This window comes from Xanthomonas sp. WHRI 6108 (genome assembly GCF_040202385.2).
Lineage (GTDB): Bacteria > Pseudomonadota > Gammaproteobacteria > Xanthomonadales > Xanthomonadaceae > Xanthomonas > Xanthomonas arboricola.
The window spans coordinates 3,835,135-3,851,088 of the sequence record NZ_CP168198.1 but is presented as its reverse complement, the minus strand read 5'-3'; the positions used below and the strand labels follow the sequence as shown (position 1 = coordinate 3,851,088).

Genomic DNA, 15,954 nt, shown 5'->3' with positions numbered 1-15,954 from the left:
CCGCGCCAGCGCGGTGGCGCGGCGAAGCAGTCGCAGGCGGGTCGGGTGACAAGGCGCAGTACGTGACGCATGCCTGGCATTGCATTGCTACCACTGCAAGGCGCTGAACGGTAAGCATCGTGCCGACGCGCTCTACACGATGCTGCAACGGGCTGCACCGGACACTGTTCGCCTTGCCCGAGATGGGCCATGACACGAGGCGATACGATGAAAATCCTGATGGTGCTCACTTCCCACGACCAACTTGGCGATACCGGCAAGAAGACCGGCTTCTGGCTGGAGGAATTTGCCGCGCCGTACTACGTGTTCAAGGATGCCGGCGCAGACATCACCCTGGTCTCGCCCAAGGGTGGTCAGCCACCGCTGGACCCCAAGAGCGACGAGCCCGATGCACAGACCGAGGCCACCAAGCGCTTCAAGCAGGACACCGACGCGCAGCAGGCATTGGCCAGCACGCAGCGCCTGGCGGACGTCAAGGCTGCTGACTTCGATGCGGTGTTTTATCCGGGCGGCCATGGTCCGTTGTGGGACCTGGCCGAAGACGCGGATTCGATCGCGCTGATCGAGGCATTCGCCGCGGCCAACAAGCCGCACGGCCTGGTGTGCCATGCACCGGGCGCGCTGCGCCGGGTCAAGGGCAGCGATGGCAAGCCGTTGGTCAAGGGCCGCCGCGTCACCGGCTTCACCAATAGCGAAGAAGAGGGCGTGGGCCTGACCAAGATCGTGCCGTTCCTGGTCGAAGACGTGCTGACGGAACTTGGTGGCCGCTACGAGAAGGGCGCCGACTGGGGTGTGCATGTGGTCACCGATGGCTTGCTGGTCACCGGCCAGAACCCGGCTTCGTCGGAGAAGGCTGCCGAGGCGTTGCTTGAGTTGTCGAAGCGCTGATTCTGCGGTTGTCGTCTGGTGATGCATGGACGGCCACCGGAAGACATCGCGACGTTTGATTTGGAGCGGCCAACAAGACGGAGCAAGTAGTCGTCAGCTAAGGTGCGGACGTCGCGGAGGGACCGGGGTGTACGCTTGGTACATACCTGTGCCGAGCGGTTGCCGCACCTGTCTGACGGTGAGCGCAGTAGTTTCTAGCGTTATTCGTCGTGTTCTTTCAGAGCGCGGCAGCGTCCGACAACCGGACGCAAGCCGGTGCTCGTAACCAAACGAGCCGGCCATGGTGACTGGCCCTTGTCCGCCCACCGTCGCGGGACCTTACGCGGCATGGATGCCGCGTAAGAGCCTACACGGACGTACTTGCGGCGTGTCCCGCGATGGTGGGCGGACAAGGGCCCTGCTGCCAAGCGACAGATCGTCCGTCCAAGCCGCAGATTGTCCGCCCTGCAAGCGCTCTAGGAACGCTAGGAACTTGCACCATCCCGTTCAAACAACACGCTCCAGCCAGCGCACCGCATACGCCGGCAGCACCAGCCGCATGTTATCGCCCAGCGATTCGGCAGCCGTCTCGCCGCCATCCGCCACCACCTTCCATCGGCCATCTCCGAGCGCGGCAAGCTCCACCGTCAGCGGTTGGTCGCCAAAGTTGTGCACGGCCAAGAAGCGATCGCCACGCGTCAATGCAAACAGGCGTGCATCGCCCAGCGCAAGGCTACCCAGCGCCTGATCGGCGGCCAGTGTGGGGAGCGCGGCACGTTGCCGGATCAATCCACGTAGCCGGCGATACACCGTGCCGCTCAGGCTGGCTGCATCTTCGCGCTGTGCTGCAAGCTGCCAATCCATCGCCGGGCGATGCAACCAGCGACCTTCGTGCCGACGTTGCGGATCGTCGCGGTAGCTGCCGTCGTTGGGCAGGGCGAGTTCGTCGCCCATGTAGATCAACGGCACGCCCGGCATCGCCAGCGCGATGGCATAGAGCAACACCAGCCGATCCACCGCCATGCGCAACGCCGCCGTATCGCCCGATGCCTGTGCGGCCTGGATCCCGGCCAGTGCCGCGGCCATGCCATTGGTGCCGTGCACGCCGTCGCCACTGCTCTGGAAGCTCTCGCCACGCGCGTAGCTGCCCGGCACCTCGTTGGCATAGAAGCGCGCGACATCGCGCAGCGCGAATGGCGGCTGCGCGGCGTTGCCGGCGGCTTCGTGTTGCAGCACGTTCCAGCCGATGTCGTCGTGGCAGCGCACATAGCTCAGCCAGGCGCAGTTGGCCGGCAAGGGCGGGCTATGCACGATGACGTTGTGCAGGATGTCGCCGCGTTGCAGTGCCAGCGCCGACCAGCCGGCCGCCATCAGCGTGCTGTGATAGGCCAGGTGGCATTCGTGGCCCTGGTCCGCACCGCTGCCGAAGTAGGGCGGCAATTGCGTCATCGGCACGATGGCTTCGGCCTTCATCACCACCGACGGCGCAACGATGTCGGTGACCGCGCGCAGCGCCACCAGCAGGGTATGCGCCTCGGGTTGGTTCATGCAGTCGGTGCCGGTGCGCTTCCACAGATACGCGGTGGAATCCAGGCGGAAGGCTTCCACACCCAGATTGGCCAGCTGCAGCATCGCCAGCGCCATCTCGCCGAACACCGCCGGGTTGCTCCAGTTCAGATCCCACTGATAGGGATAGAAGGTGGTCCACATCCACTGGCCAGTGGCATCCACCCAGGTGAAATTGCCGGGCGCGGTGTGCGGGAAGACCTGTCCCAGCGTGGCTTCGTACTGGTCGGGCTGCGTGCGATCGGCGAAGTGATGGTAGTAGTCGAGATAGCGCGCATCGCCGGCCCGCGCCGCCTGCGCCCAGGCGTGATCGTCGGCGGTATGGTTGAGCACGAAATCCGCGCACAGGCTGATGCCTGCCTCGCGCAGGCGTGTGGTCAGTGCGACGAGATCGTCGTTGCTGCCCAGGCTCGGCTCCACCTGGCCATAATCGCTGACCGCAAAGCCACCATCGTTATCCCCGGCGCGTGCGCGCAGGAACGGCAGCAGGTGCAGATAGCGCACACCCAGTTCCTGCAGATACGGCACGCGTTCGGCCACGCCTTGCAGCGTGCCGGCAAAGCGGTCCACGTAGGCGCTGTAGCCCAGCATGTGCTGCTCGCCGAACCAGCCGGGCTGACGCGTGACGTCCAGCTGTTGCAGCGCCTGCGGGCGCTGCTGTGCGTGGCTGCCCAACGCACTCAGCCACTGCGTCAACCAGGATGCAGTGTCGAGGCGTGCGCCGTACAAAGCGTGCAGGGCATCCAGCAGACGCGGCGCATGGCGGTCGAAGCGCGGCAACAGCACGCTCGCACGCTGCGCATCCAGGGGCGCGGCAAAGGCCGCGCGCAATGCAGAGAAATCGGTGGGGGAGGTGCTCATTGTCAAGCGCCGGGACGAACCCGGCGAGGGGTCCTTAGAAATCGTAACGCAGGCTGATGCTGGTGGTGCGGCCGGCAATCGAGCGCGCGCGGATGATGCCATTGGCCGGGATGCTGGCTTCCTCGGCCTCGGTCAGGCCGAAGGTGTTGAACAGGTTGTTGACGTTGAGCGCGACGGTGAGTGCGTCGGTCACGCGGTAGTCGCCGAACAGGTTCACCTGCGTATAGCCCGGCATCTTCAGCTGATTGGAATCCTGGGTATAGGCATCGGTGGTGCCGATCAGGTTGATGCCGAACTGGTAGCCGTCGCCGCGATAGCTGGGTGTCAACTGCCACACCACATCGGCCTGGCGACGCGGCACGTTGCCGGTGTTTTCCGGAGTGATCTGGTCCTTGGAAATCTCCGCATCGGTCCAGGTCAGGCCGCCGTTGACGGTGAAGCCTTCGTAGCGGTAGCTGGCTTCCAGCTCCACGCCGTGCGCCTCGTAGCTGCGGTTGAAGAAACGCTGGCTGGTGACCTCGAAGTTCTGTTCCTCGGTGCGCGCCGAGAACGCGGTGGCGAACAGGCTCAGGCCGTCGCGGCGCCACTTCAGGCCGGCTTCGGCCTGGCGGACCACGTTGACGCCTTCATCGGAAGAGACCGAGCCGTCGTCGCGGACCACGCCGAACAGCAGGCGGTCGGCATTGGCGCGTGCGCCGCGGCTGATGCGTGCGAACGCGCCCAGGTCGTCGTTGATCAGGTAGTTGCTGCCCAGCGAATACGACAGGTAGTTCCAGTCGTAATCCACCGGCCGTGCGTTGGCGGTATCGACCGTGGCCACGCGCTGTTCCACCGGCTGGATCACGCCATCGCCGTTGACGTCCAGGTTCTGCGCGATCGCGGTGCCGGCATAGCTGCCGCGTGCATCGCCCATGTCGTAACGCAGGCTGCCGTCGATGCTGAACTTGCCGCTGTCGAAGGTCAGTGCGACGTACGGCGCGTTGACGTCGTAGCGCACGTCGTAGCTGCGGGTGATGCAGCAATCGCCCCAGAAAGGGGTGCCGTACGCATACAAGCCATTTTGCGAGCGCGACACGCCGCCGGCATCGACCACGTTGAGCAGGCGCGAATCGCGGCCCAGGCTCTGCACGTAGGAATTCCAGGTCCAGTCCATGTCGATGGTCTGGCGCGAGCTGTAATAGCCCATACGCAGGTTGAGCGTGCGGCCGTCGCCGCCGAACTCGCGCGAGACGCTGAGGTCGTTGGTGACGTTGCCCAGGTCGTTGATCGCCACGTTGAACAGATGCGTGCGGATCGCGTTGCCGGTGTAGGCCTGGCCGGCGTCCGGGCCGCTGGCCTGCACCAGTTGCGCGCCGGCGCCGCCGATGGACGCGGCCAGCGTGGCGGCATCGGTGACCTCGGCCGGGAACGGGCTGACGAAGCGGCCGCTGTTGTCGGCGATGCGGAACTTCTCGCTCAGGTTCCAGCCGCTGCCCAGGTCGAACCAGGCCTCGGCGCCGATGGTGCGCGAGATCGGGTGCATGCCGTCGCCCAGGTCGGTGTGGCGCGGCTGGTTGTTGCCGTCCAGGCCGACATCGCTGCGGAAATTGCGGCTGTACAATGTGTCGTTGCCCGGATCGAAGCCGGCAAAGCCGCCCAGGTCCGGCGAGCCGTCGCGGCCACGCACGGAGGTCGGCACCGGCAGATAACCGGCGGCGCGATCGTTGAGGTATTTGCCGTAGACACGCACGTACCCGTTCTCGAACAGCCGGGTCAGGTTGGCCTTGAGCTGGCCGCCCTTGTCGGTGGTGTAACCGGCATCGCGCACGCCATCGCCCTGGCGGAAGAAGCCGCCGATGTTGAACTGCCAGTTTTCGGCGAACGGCGCGCCGTAGTCGAAGTCCACGCGGGTGTTGTCGTAATCCAGGCCGCGGCTCACGCCGACGCTGCCGCCTGCGGTGTCGCCGGTCTTGCTGATGAAGTTGATGATGCCGCCGGGCGCGTTGCTGGTGAACGTCGATGCCGAGCCGCCGCGGATGGCTTCGATGCGGTCCAGGGTGAAATCCGAGCGCAGGAAGATGTCCGAGTTGCCGAAGGCGATATCGCCGAATTCCATCACCGGCAGGCCGTCCTCCTGCAGCTGCAGGAACTTGGCGCCGCCGGAGGCGACCGGCAGGCCGCGCACGGCGATGTTGGCATTGCCTTCGCCACCGCTGGATTCGGAGCGGATGCCGGGGATGTTGCGGAAGATCTCGGCGGTGCTGCGCGGCGCCGACTGTTCGATCGCCTCGGCGCCCACGGTGCTGACCGACACGCTGGACTTCAACTTGGTGGTGGCGGTGGAAGTACCGGTGACGAACACCGAATCCAGATTGACCGCGGCGCTGTCGGCGGCCGGCGGGGTGACGGGTGCGGCCGTGGTCGCATCCTGCGCCAGCGCGGCAGGCGCGCACAGGCAGGAGACGACCGCGCAGGCCAGGGCATGCAGGCGCAGGGTGTGCAAGGTGGACATCGCGGTTCTCTCTCTCACGGATGGTGGTGTGCCGACGCCTGCATCTTCCCCTCCCAGGGAGTGGCCGTGTGGCCTGCAGTGCGAGCGCAGTAATACGCCCCAATACAATCGATTGCAATCTTGCGCTGCAGCATCATTTTCCGGCTCGCTCGCTCATGTTTCGACAAGCGGAAACGTGTTGCGGCGCAGCGTTACAATCGATTGCAAAGACGGCAGGGTACAGTGCGCTGCGGCCACTGGGAGCCGCACCGATGCCCAGGGTTCTGCATGTCGTCGACCGCCACTCCGTTCTCCTTCGCGCGCATCCTGGCGCTCAACGCCGGCTTCTTCGGCGTGCAATACAGCTTTGGCCTGCAGCAGAGCAACATGAGCCCGATCTACAACTATCTGGGCGCCGATCACGCGAGCCTGCCGTACCTGTGGCTGGCCGGGCCGATCACCGGGCTGGTACTGCAGCCGTTCGTCGGCGCGTGGAGCGACCGCTCGGTGACCCGCTGGGGCCGGCGCATGCCGTACATGGTGCTGGGCGCGCTGGTGTGCAGCCTGTGCCTGCTGGCGATGCCGTTCAGCACTGCGCTATGGATGGCGGTGTGCCTGCTGTGGATCCTGGATGCGGCCAACAACGTGGCGATGGAGCCATACCGTGCGCTGGTCAGCGATGTGCTGGCGCCACCGCAGCGGCCGCTGGGCTATCTCACCCAAAGCGCGTTCACCGGGCTTGCGCAGACGCTGGCCTATCTCACCCCGCCGTTGCTGGTGTGGATGGGCATGAACCAGGACGCCGCCAATGCGCACCACATTCCCTATGTCACCATCGCCGCCTTCGTGATCGGTGCGGGATTTTCTGCGGCCTCGATCCTGCTCACCGCGCGCAGCGTGCGCGAGCCGGTGCTTGCGCCGGCAGAGATCGCGCGGATGCGCCAGACCGGTGCCGGCCTGGGCGCCACAGTGCGCGAAATCTACGGCGCCCTGCGCGCAATGCCGCTGACCATGCGCCAGCTCGCGCCGGTGATGCTGTTCCAGTGGTACGCGATCTTCTGCTACTGGCAGTACATCGTGCTGTCGCTATCGACCAGCTTGTTCGGCACCACCGAAGCCGATTCGCATGGCTTCCGCCAGGCCGGCCTGGTCAATGGGCAGATCGGCGGGTTTTATAACTTCGTCGCGTTTCTGGCTGCGTTTGGGATGGTGCCGGTGGTGCGCCGCATCGGCCCCAAGTACACGCATGCGGCTTGTCTGGTCGCGGCCGGTGTGGGCATGTGGGTGTTGCCGGGCATCCAGGACCGCTGGCTGATGCTGCTGCCGATGATCGGCATCGGGCTCGCCTGGGCCAGCATGATGGGCAACCCGTACCTGATGCTGGCCGACAGCATTCCGCCCGAGCGTACCGGCGTGTACATGGGCCTGTTCAACCTGTTCATCGTGCTGCCGATGCTGATCCAGATCGTCACCTTGCCGCTGTACTACGAGTGGTTGTTGCACGGCGACCCACGCAACGTGATCCGCCTGGCCGGCGCACTGATGCTGGCCGCCGCAGTGGCGATGCTATGCGTACGCGTCCGCAAGCCCAAGGCAGCAGTGGTGTAGCCGCGACGCGTTACGTCTGTGTCGCTGCGTACTGAAGCAACCGACCGCGATCACGCGGGCAGCAACGCGTAGCTATGCACCGCACGCCATCACGCACGCTCTTACGATTCCCGATTCCCGATTCCCGATTCCCGATTCCCGATTCCCGATTCCCGATTCCCGATTCCCCAATCCCGGCCTCACGCCGACTCACGCACCACCAACTTCACCGGCATCTCCACCGACTCCACCGCCTCGCCGCCGATCAACGCCAGCAGCCGGTCCACCAGCAGGCGCGCGGCCAGGCCCAGGTCCTGCCGCACCGTGGTCAACGGCGGTTGGCTGTAGGCGGCCAGCGGAATATCGTCGAAGCCCACCAGCGAGATGTCCTGCGGCACGCGATGCCCGGCTTCGACCAGGGCGCGGATCGCACCGACCGCAATCACATCGGAGGCGGCGAACAACCCGTCCGGCGGATCGGTCTTCTTGAGCATCGCGCGGGTGAGGCGGTAGGCATCTTCGCTGAGGAAGTGGCTGCGCGCATGCAGGCGCGTATCGAACTCCAGCCCGTGCCGCTGCAGTGCATGGCGATAGCCGGCAAAGCGCGGTGCAACCTCGGGCAACTGGTCGTCGCCGAGAAAGGCGATGCGGCGACGGCCGCTGGCAATCAGATGTTCGGTGGCCAGCGCGCCGCCCTGGAAATTGTCGCTGCCCACGCTGATATACGACTGCCCGTCGATGCGGCTGCCCCAGACCGCCATCGGCAGGCCATCGCGCGCGGCTTCGTCCAGCGCGGCATGTTCGGAACTTTGCCCCAGCACGATCACGCCATCGGAGCGGCTGCCGCGTGTGAGTTGTTCCACCCACCCGTCCTGATGCCGGTCGAGCTTGGACAGCAGCATGCTGTAGCCACGCCCGGTCAGTTCCTCGGCCAGCAGCGCCAGCATCGTCATCATGAAGGGGTCCGATAGCGGCTGGTCCAGCGCATGCATCATCGGCACCGCCACGCTCACCGTGTTGGAGCGTTTGGCGCGCAGGCTGCGCGCGATCGGATCGACCTGGTAGCCGGCATCGGCGGCAATCTGCTTGATGTACGCACGCGTCCGCTCGGCCACCACCGGGCTGCCGGCCAGGGCACGCGACACGGTGGATTCGGACACGCCCGCCATGCGGGCGATGTCGGCCATCTGCGGGCGGGCACCCGGCGTGGCGCGTTCTGAAGGTTTGGCCATGTCAGCGCAGTGCGGAAAACGCCGAGTGTAATCAGTTCGCGCTGGAGGCGGGTTGATCGACGCAGTGGCGCCCGCTTGTGCGCGCTGGTCAAACGCAATCACGCACCTGCATGCAAGCGGCAGGCGCGCGGGGCGTGCATGACAGCGGCCACGACTAGCGCGGGGGTGGAGCGGTGAGGCTTCAGGGGAGTGAGGCTTCAGAGCAGCGAGGCTTCAGGGGAAATGAGGCTTCAGAGCAGTCAAGCATCAGAGCAGTGATGCGTCAGAGCGGTGATGCTTCACCGCCACCAGCAAGGACTGCGCTCAGCGCCCGGCCGGCGCGCTCGGCGCTGGAACCGCATGTCTCCTCCGCACAGTCCTGCTCGGACGCGCCGTCTGTATCGAGCTGACGATTGCTCGCTACGGTCTGCCAGCGGCTCTCAACCCATGTACAGCCCGCCGTTGACCGCATAGTCGGCGCCGGTCACGTAGGCGGCCTCATCGGAGGCGAGCCAGGCGCACAGCCCGGCGACTTCGGCCGGTTTGCCGAGCCGGCGGATCGGCACCGAGGTGGCCAGGCGGTCGAGCACGTCGGGTGGGAAACTGCTGATCGAGGCGCTGGCGATATAGCCCGGCGAGATGGTGTTGACGGTGACCCCGCGCGAGGCCACTTCCTGCGCCAGGGCGCGGCTGAAGCCATGCATCGCCGCCTTGGCGGTGGCGAAATTGATCTGCCCGATCTGGCCCTTGTGCGCACTGACCGAGCCGATGTTGACGATGCGTCCCCAGCCGCGCGCGGTCATGCCGTCGACCACCTGCTTGGTAATGTTGAACAGGGAATGCAGGTTGCTGGCGATCACCGCGTTCCAGTCGTCGCGGCTCATCTGCCGGAACAAGGTGTCGCGACTACCGCCGGCGTTGTTGACCAGCACATCGATCTCGCCGACCTCGGCCTTGACCTTGGCGAACGCGGCCACGGTGGAATCCCAATCGGCGGCATTGCCTTCGGAGGCGACGAACTCGAAGCCCTGCTCGCGCTGTTCGCGCAGCCAGGAGGTCTTGCGCGGCGAATTGGGCCCGCAACCGGCGACTACGGTATGCCCGCTGCGCGCCAGCTTCTGGCAGATCGCGGTACCCACACTGCCCATGCCACTGGTGACGTATGCGATGCGAAGTGTCATTGCTTGAACTCCTTCGGAGTTGGGATTCGGGATTGGGGATGAGGGGATTCGTAACAGCGGGCATTGGTTCGCTCTGGCTTTGGCGAATCCCCAATCCCGAATGCCGAATCCCGGCGCGCGGCTAGCGCGCCAACGGAAACAGGCCAAACAGCAACCCACCCGCCAACATCAGCAGGGAGATCAGCACTGCCCACTTCAGCGTGAAGCGTTGATGGTCGGCGAAGTCGACCTTGGCCAGGCCGACCAGCAGATAGGTCGATGGCACCAGCGGGCTGAGCAGATGCACCGGTTGCCCGGCCAGCGAGGCGCGCGCCATTTCCACCGGGGTGATGCCGTAGTGGCCGGCGGCCTCGGACAGGATCGGCAGCACGCCGAAGTAGAACGCGTCGTTGGACATGAAGAACGTAAACGGCATGCTGACGATCGCGGTGATCACCGCCAGATACGGGCCCCAGCTGTCCGGGATCACCGCCAGGAAGCTGCGCGACATCGCTTCGACCATGCCGGTGTTGGACAGGATGCCGGTGAAGATGCCGGCGGCGAAGATCAGCGACACCACCGACAGCACGTTACCGGCGTGATTGACCAGGCGGCGGCGCTGCTCGGCCAGGTTGGGGTAGTTGATCATCAGTGCCAGCGCAAAGCCGATCATGAACAGCACCGGCATCGGCAGCACGCCGACCACCAGCGCGGCCATCAGCGCCAGGGTCAGGAGCAGGTTCACCCACAGCAGCTTGGGCCGCTTCATGTCCTCGGTGTCTTCCACGCGCGGCAGTGCATCGCTTTCTTCGGGGATGCTGGTGTCCAGCCAGTTGCCGTCGGCCGGCAGGCGCACCACGCCCAGGCGGCGCCGTTCGCGCATGCCCAGAAACCAGGCCAGCGTGAGGATGCCGGCGATCGCCATCGCCATCGCCGGCACCAGCGGCACGAATACATCGGCCGGATCCACATGCAGGGCGGTGGCGGCACGCGCGGTGGGGCCGCCCCACGGGGTCAGGTTCATCACGCCGCTGGCCAGGATGGTCACGCAGGTGAGGTTGAGCGCGTTCATGCCCAGGCGCTGGTACAGCGGCAGCATCGCCGACACGGTGATCATGTAGGTGGTGGAGCCATCGCCGTCGAGCGAGATCAGCATTGCCAGGATTGCTGTGCCCATCACGATCTTCAGCGGATCGCCCTTGACCAGGCGCAGGATGCGGCCGACCAGCGGATCGAACAGGCCGGCATCGATCATCACGCCGAAGTAGAGGATGGCGAACATCAGCATCACGCCGGTGGGCGCGATCTTCTTGATGCCGTCGAGCATCATCTCGTTGATGCCGGTGCCGAAGCCGCCCAGCAGCGCGAACACGATCGGCACCGTGATCAGAGCCACCAGCGGCGACAGCCGCTTGCTCATGATCAGGTACATGAAGGTGATCACCATTCCGAAACCGAGCGCGGTCAGCATGCGGGCAAATCCTTTGAGGCGTACAGCAGGGGGAGAGTGGAGCGCGCGGCGGCGGGTGCATTGCGGCAGCGGTGACGCATCGTGCGAAGGTCAGGCAAACGGTCAGAAGTCGTACTGGAAGCGGCCGGTCACCGCCAGCGTGTGATCGACCACCGCATCGGCCATGCGGTCGCGGTTGCGGCTGTCGATCACATTGAGCATCACGCGCAGGTTCGGCTTGAAATACCAGTTGCCGCCCAGCGTCCACGACTGCGTGCTGGCATTGATGAAGTCGGGTTGGCCATCCAGATGCTGATCGCCGCGCATGTAGTCGTAGCGCAAGGCCAGCTCGAACGCGCCGGAGGGACGATTGGGCGTCTTGATCCGGCTGAAACGTCCGGTCTTGCGGTCGTAGCCGCGCGACTCGCCGGTGACGAACCAGCTGACCAGGCCGTAGCTGGCCAACACCTTGGCATGCTGGGAGCCGTCGTCGAGCAGGCCGCCGCTGAATTCGCTCTGCCACGACCAAGGGCCCAGCACTTCGGCGTATTCCAGCGACCATTTGTCGAAATCGGTATCGCGGCCATCGGCAAAGCGCGCCAGGGTGATGCGGCTGTTGTTGGCCAGATCGTTTTCCGGACGTGGACGGATCAGCAGGGACGCCGCGCCGCCGCTGCCGGGATGCGAATAGCGCTCGTGCGCCAGCGACACGCCCAGGTGGCGCAGCCGTGCCTCGCCCATCTCCGGTGCGAAGGTCAGCCGCGTGCCGAGCGCGCCGCCCTTGGTCGAGGAATTGTCGATGCTTTCCAGGCTGTAGGCCGCGGTGGACCAGGTCGCATCGGGGCGATTGGCTTGCCAGGAGATCGCCTTGCGATAGATCGGCGCCAGCGTGGTGGAGGCATAGCCGCGTTCCAGGAACGGGCCGTAGTTGGAGCCGGTGCGATCGTCCAGCGAGAAGTACTGCTTGAACTGGCCCACGGTCAGCGTACCGGCGGAAAACTTCTTGGCGATGTACACATCGCGCGCCAGGATGCCGCGGCTGCCGGACTCGTATTGCAGGCCGGCAAATTCCGCCTCGGCCTTGTAGGTGAAACCGTAGAACTTGCCGGCCACATCCAGCCACACGCGGCGGAACTGGGTGTCGTTGCGCTCGGGCGTGCCGCGTTCGTCGTTGTCGAACACGGTGAAGTCCCAGTGCACGCGCCCACCCACCTCGGCGGTGACCGGGCCGTCGCCCTCGGCCGCATGCGCGGCCGGTGCCAGGCACAGCGCGGCGCAGGTGGTGAAGACGCGCAGACGCAAGGTGTCGTTGCTCACAGACCCTCCCAGGTACATGTGTGAATCACGTTCAGCGATGCACCGCACAAGCACGCTGCGGCGCGTTGGCAGCAGCCTAGTCCGGTGAAGCTGTCATGAACCTGTCGTTTGGGGCGGGGATTGGGGAGTCGGGATTGGCAAGAGTCAAAGAAGCTTTTGTTTGCGTGGCCTGTTACCTTCCGGCCGCGGCCAACCGCCTTTGCGAATTCCCAATCCCGACTCCCCAATCCCCGCCCATGCGCCTGCTGCTAGTCGAAGACAACGCCGATCTCGCCGATGCCATCGTGCGGCGCATGCGCCGTAGCGGGCATGCGGTGGATTGGCAGTCCGATGGCCTGGCGGCGGCGAGTGTGCTGCGCTATCAGAGCTTCGATCTGGTGGTGCTGGATATCGGCCTGCCCAAGCTGGATGGACTGCGCGTGCTGGCCGGGATGCGCGAGCGTGGCGATACCACGCCGGTGCTGATGCTGACCGCGCGCGATGGCATCGAAGACCGCGTGCAGGCACTGGATGTCGGGGCCGACGACTACCTGGGCAAGCCGTTCGATTTCCGCGAGTTCGAGGCGCGTTGCCGGGTGCTGCTGCGGCGCAACCGCGGGCAGGCCAGCGAGGTGGTGCAGATCGGCGGGTTCGTGTTCGACAACGCCGCGCACACGCTGGTGCTGGACGGGGTGCCGATCGAGTTGCCCAATCGCGAATACCGCCTGTTCGAGATCCTGATCGGGCGCCTGGGCCATGTGGTGGGCAAGGACGAGATCGGCAACGGCTTGTTCGGTTTCGACGACGATGCCGGGCCGAATGCGATCGAGCTGTATGTCGGCCGCCTGCGTCGCAAGCTGGCGGGAGCGCCGTTGCGCATCATCACCGTGCGCGGCGCCGGCTACAAGCTCGAAGAAGCCGATCCGCATGCGCCGGTGGAGCCGGGCGTCGATGGCTGAGCCGCGCATGGTGGCACCGTCGATCCGGCGCACCTTGCTGCTGTATCTGGGCAGCTTGTCGGTGCTGGGCGCGGTGGTGCTGTTCTTTGCCGCACGCGACTACGGCGAGCGGGCCGCCAACCGCTCCTACGACCACCTGCTGGTGTCCTCGGCCCTGTCCATCGTCGACAGCGTGGCGCTGGTCGGCGGCGACTGGCAGGTGGACCTGCCGTATGCCTCGCTGGACCTGCTCGGCATGGCACCGGAAGACCGCGTGTTCTACCGCGTGTTCGATGCGCAAGGCCGCACCATCACCGGCGAAGAGAGCTTGCCGTTGCCGGCGCGTGCGCCCGGCGACGAGCGCCCGGTGCTGTTCGATGCCGACTACAGCGGCGAGCCGGTGCGCTTTGCGGTGGTGATGCATCGGGTGGCATCGGCCTCCGGGCAGGGCGAGGTGCGCGTGCAGGTCGGTCAGACCCGGCGCGCGCGCGATGCGGTGGCACGCGATGTGGTGCTCAACGCGCTGGTGGCGATCGGCGTGCTGTCGCTGCTCGCCCTGGGCCTGGTGTGGCTGGGCGTGTATCGCGCCCTGCGCCCGTTGCAGCGTATCGAGCGCGACCTGTCGCGGCGCGAGCCCTCCGACCTGAAACCGCTCAGCGTGCCGGCGCCGCAGGAAATGCAGTTGATGGTGACCGCGCTCAACCGCTTCATGGCGCGGCTGTCGTCCAGCAACGAAACCCTGCGCGCCTTCATGGCCGAAGCCGCGCACCAGATGCGCACGCCGCTGGCCGCCTTGCGCGCGCAGGCGCAGCTGGCGATGGACGACGACGACCCGCGCGAGATGCAACGCAGCCTGGTGGCGATCGAGCGCAATGCCAGCCATATGAGCCGGCTGCTCAATCAATTGCTCAGCGACGCCAGCGTGATCCACCGCGCCAACCTGCAGCGCTTTGCCACCGTGGACCTGGCCGAAGTGCTGCACCAGGCCTTGCACGAGGCCTTGCCGCGCAGCGACGGCGCACCGCGCGTGCACCTGGCGATCGACCCGCAACCGGCGCTATTGCGCGGCGATGCATTGCTGCTGCGCGAGGCGCTGAAGAACCTGATCGACAACGCCTGCAAATACGGTGCCGGGGCGCCGTTGCAGGTGGCGCTCACCAGCGACGGCAGCCATCACGTGCTGACCATCGCCGATCATGGCCCCGGCATTCCCGCCGCCGAAGCCGAGCGCGTGTTCGAGCGTTTCGTCCGCGGGCCGGATGCGCCGGCCGGCGGCGCGGGGCTGGGGCTGGCCATCGTCAAGCGCGTGGTCGAAGCGCACGGCGGGCGCATCGATCTGAGCAACCGCGTCGGTGGCGGGCTGATCGCCTCGTTGCATTTTCCTGGAGGGACGCGGTGATGCGCGTGCTGTTGCTGATGGTGGTCTTGCTGGCGCCGGTTGTTGCGCGCGCCGCGCCCGGCGATGTGCGGGTGTTTCCCGCGCACGGCCCGAAGCAGGCGCAATTACGCGTGCAAGGCTCCACCGATCTGGAAGTGTTCGGTGCGGTCATCCAGGACTACCAGCGCCTGCATCCGGGCACCGAGGTGATCTACGAGGACGTGATTGCCTGGGATATCTACGAGCGCTATCTGCATCCGGGCAAGGCCACGCCTGCCGCCGACATGCTGATCAGCGCCAGCATGGACCTGCAGACCAAGCTGGTGAACGACGGCCACGCGCTCGCGCATCGCTCCGCGCAGACCGAAGCGTTGCCGGCCTGGGCGCAGTGGCGGCACGAAGTGTTCGGCATCAGCTACGAGCCGGTGGCGATCGTCTACAACACACGCAAGCTGGCGGCCGCGCGGGTGCCGCGCACACGCCGGCAGTTGCTGGCCTTGCTGCGCGCGCCCGACGCGCCGCTGCGCGGCCGGGTTGGCACCTACGATGTCGAGCGCAGCGGCGTGGGCTATCTGTTCGCCACCCAGGACGGGCAGGTCGGCAGCATTGCCGGCGCGTTGCTGGCCGCGTTGGGGGCCAACCAGGTCAGGCTGGAAGAACGCACCGGCACCTTGCTCGACCGCGTCAGCCGTGGCGAGCTGCTGCTGGCCTACAACGTGCTCGGCTCCTACGCGCAGACGCGCATCGACGCCGGCGCGCCGCTGGGCATCGTGCAGCCGCAGGACTACACGCTGGTAGCCTTGCGCACTGCGGTGATCCCCAGGACTGCACCGCACGCGCCGGAGGCGCGCAGGTTCCTGGATTACCTGCTCTCGCCGCGCGGCCAGCAGGTGCTCTCGCGCGAGGCGCGGCTGATGCCTATCCTGCCGGCCGCCGGCGGCCGTGGCGGCTCGGCGCAGCCGCCGTTCCGGCCGATCCCGCTTGGCCCCGGCCTGCTGGTGTATCTGGACAAGCTCAAACGCCGGCAGTTCCTGGATGCCTGGCGGGCCAGCACGCAGCCGCCGCGCTAGGCGAGCAATAACGATTGTTTGCCGGCGCGGCGCGCGCTGCCGGCCTTGGCGTGCAGGGCATGGAGGCGGCGATTTCCACGCCCATGCTGGCTGCCCGGCA

The 15,954-nt window shown here is 66.3% G+C and carries 11 protein-coding genes and 1 other RNA gene; 5 read left to right on the top strand and 7 right to left on the bottom strand.

Annotated features, from left to right (window positions below; translation table 11 throughout):
- Positions 1-207: 207 nt before the first annotated feature.
- The gene (locus ABQ039_RS16115; RefSeq protein ID WP_349778682.1) at positions 208-888 is read left to right on the top strand and encodes a type 1 glutamine amidotransferase domain-containing protein; all 681 of its coding nucleotides are present in this window, start codon (positions 208-210) and stop codon (positions 886-888) included.
- Positions 889-955: 67 nt separating this feature from the next.
- Here the strand turns inward: ABQ039_RS16115 and ABQ039_RS16110 are convergent.
- The 3 genes from ABQ039_RS16110 to ABQ039_RS16100 form a co-directional block, all read right to left on the bottom strand.
- Positions 956-1,032: non-coding RNA, sX9 sRNA (locus ABQ039_RS16110), on the bottom strand.
- 342 nt (positions 1,033-1,374) lie between these two features.
- Positions 1,375-3,294, bottom strand: coding sequence for an alpha-amylase family protein (locus ABQ039_RS16105; RefSeq protein ID WP_349778660.1), 1,920 nt, complete (start codon positions 3,292-3,294; stop codon positions 1,375-1,377).
- 34 nt (positions 3,295-3,328) lie between these two features.
- Positions 3,329-5,785: a TonB-dependent receptor domain-containing protein gene (locus tag ABQ039_RS16100; protein WP_349778661.1), complete on the bottom strand. Its 2,457-nt coding sequence runs from the start codon at positions 5,783-5,785 to the stop codon at positions 3,329-3,331.
- Positions 5,786-6,052: 267 nt separating this feature from the next.
- Between ABQ039_RS16100 and ABQ039_RS16095 the strand changes: the two genes are divergently transcribed.
- A complete protein-coding gene (locus ABQ039_RS16095; protein ID WP_184379220.1) occupies positions 6,053-7,372 on the top strand; it encodes an MFS transporter in 1,320 nt (439 codons plus the stop codon).
- A 179-nt stretch (positions 7,373-7,551) separates the two neighbouring features.
- On the opposite strand, the gene ABQ039_RS16090 is transcribed toward ABQ039_RS16095, so the two are convergent.
- The 4 genes from ABQ039_RS16090 to ABQ039_RS16075 all read right to left on the bottom strand — a co-directional run bounded on the left by ABQ039_RS16090 (position 7,552) and on the right by ABQ039_RS16075 (position 12,489).
- Positions 7,552-8,583, bottom strand: coding sequence for a LacI family DNA-binding transcriptional regulator (locus ABQ039_RS16090; protein ID WP_349778662.1), 1,032 nt, complete (start codon positions 8,581-8,583; stop codon positions 7,552-7,554).
- 419 nt (positions 8,584-9,002) lie between these two features.
- Positions 9,003-9,743 (bottom strand): acetoacetyl-CoA reductase, encoded by a 741-nt coding sequence (phbB, locus tag ABQ039_RS16085; RefSeq protein WP_024938962.1) that lies wholly within the window; start codon positions 9,741-9,743, stop codon positions 9,003-9,005.
- Positions 9,744-9,864: 121 nt separating this feature from the next.
- Positions 9,865-11,193, bottom strand: a complete 1,329-nt coding sequence (locus ABQ039_RS16080) for a CitMHS family transporter (protein ID WP_024938963.1) — start codon at positions 11,191-11,193, stop codon at positions 9,865-9,867.
- Between the two features lie 102 nt (positions 11,194-11,295).
- Positions 11,296-12,489 (bottom strand): OprO/OprP family phosphate-selective porin, encoded by a 1,194-nt coding sequence (locus ABQ039_RS16075; protein WP_024938964.1) that lies wholly within the window; start codon positions 12,487-12,489, stop codon positions 11,296-11,298.
- A 236-nt stretch (positions 12,490-12,725) separates the two neighbouring features.
- Here ABQ039_RS16075 and ABQ039_RS16070 point away from each other — a divergent pair, with 236 nt between their 5' ends.
- Genes ABQ039_RS16070 through ABQ039_RS16060 form a run of 3 tightly spaced genes read left to right on the top strand, consistent with a single transcriptional unit; the run spans position 12,726 to position 15,854 of the window.
- Positions 12,726-13,427 (top strand): response regulator, encoded by a 702-nt coding sequence (locus ABQ039_RS16070; protein WP_349778663.1) that lies wholly within the window; start codon positions 12,726-12,728, stop codon positions 13,425-13,427.
- On the top strand, positions 13,420-14,805 hold the full coding sequence (locus ABQ039_RS16065) for a sensor histidine kinase (RefSeq protein WP_039510483.1): 1,386 nt from the start codon (positions 13,420-13,422) through the stop codon (positions 14,803-14,805). Before ABQ039_RS16070 ends, ABQ039_RS16065 begins: the two co-directional genes overlap by 8 nt.
- Positions 14,805-15,854 carry an ABC transporter substrate-binding protein gene (locus ABQ039_RS16060; protein WP_046344227.1) on the top strand — a complete coding sequence of 350 codons (1,050 nt, stop codon included), beginning with the start codon at positions 14,805-14,807 and terminating at the stop codon, positions 15,852-15,854. Before ABQ039_RS16065 ends, ABQ039_RS16060 begins: the two co-directional genes overlap by 1 nt.
- Positions 15,855-15,954 lie beyond the last annotated feature (100 nt).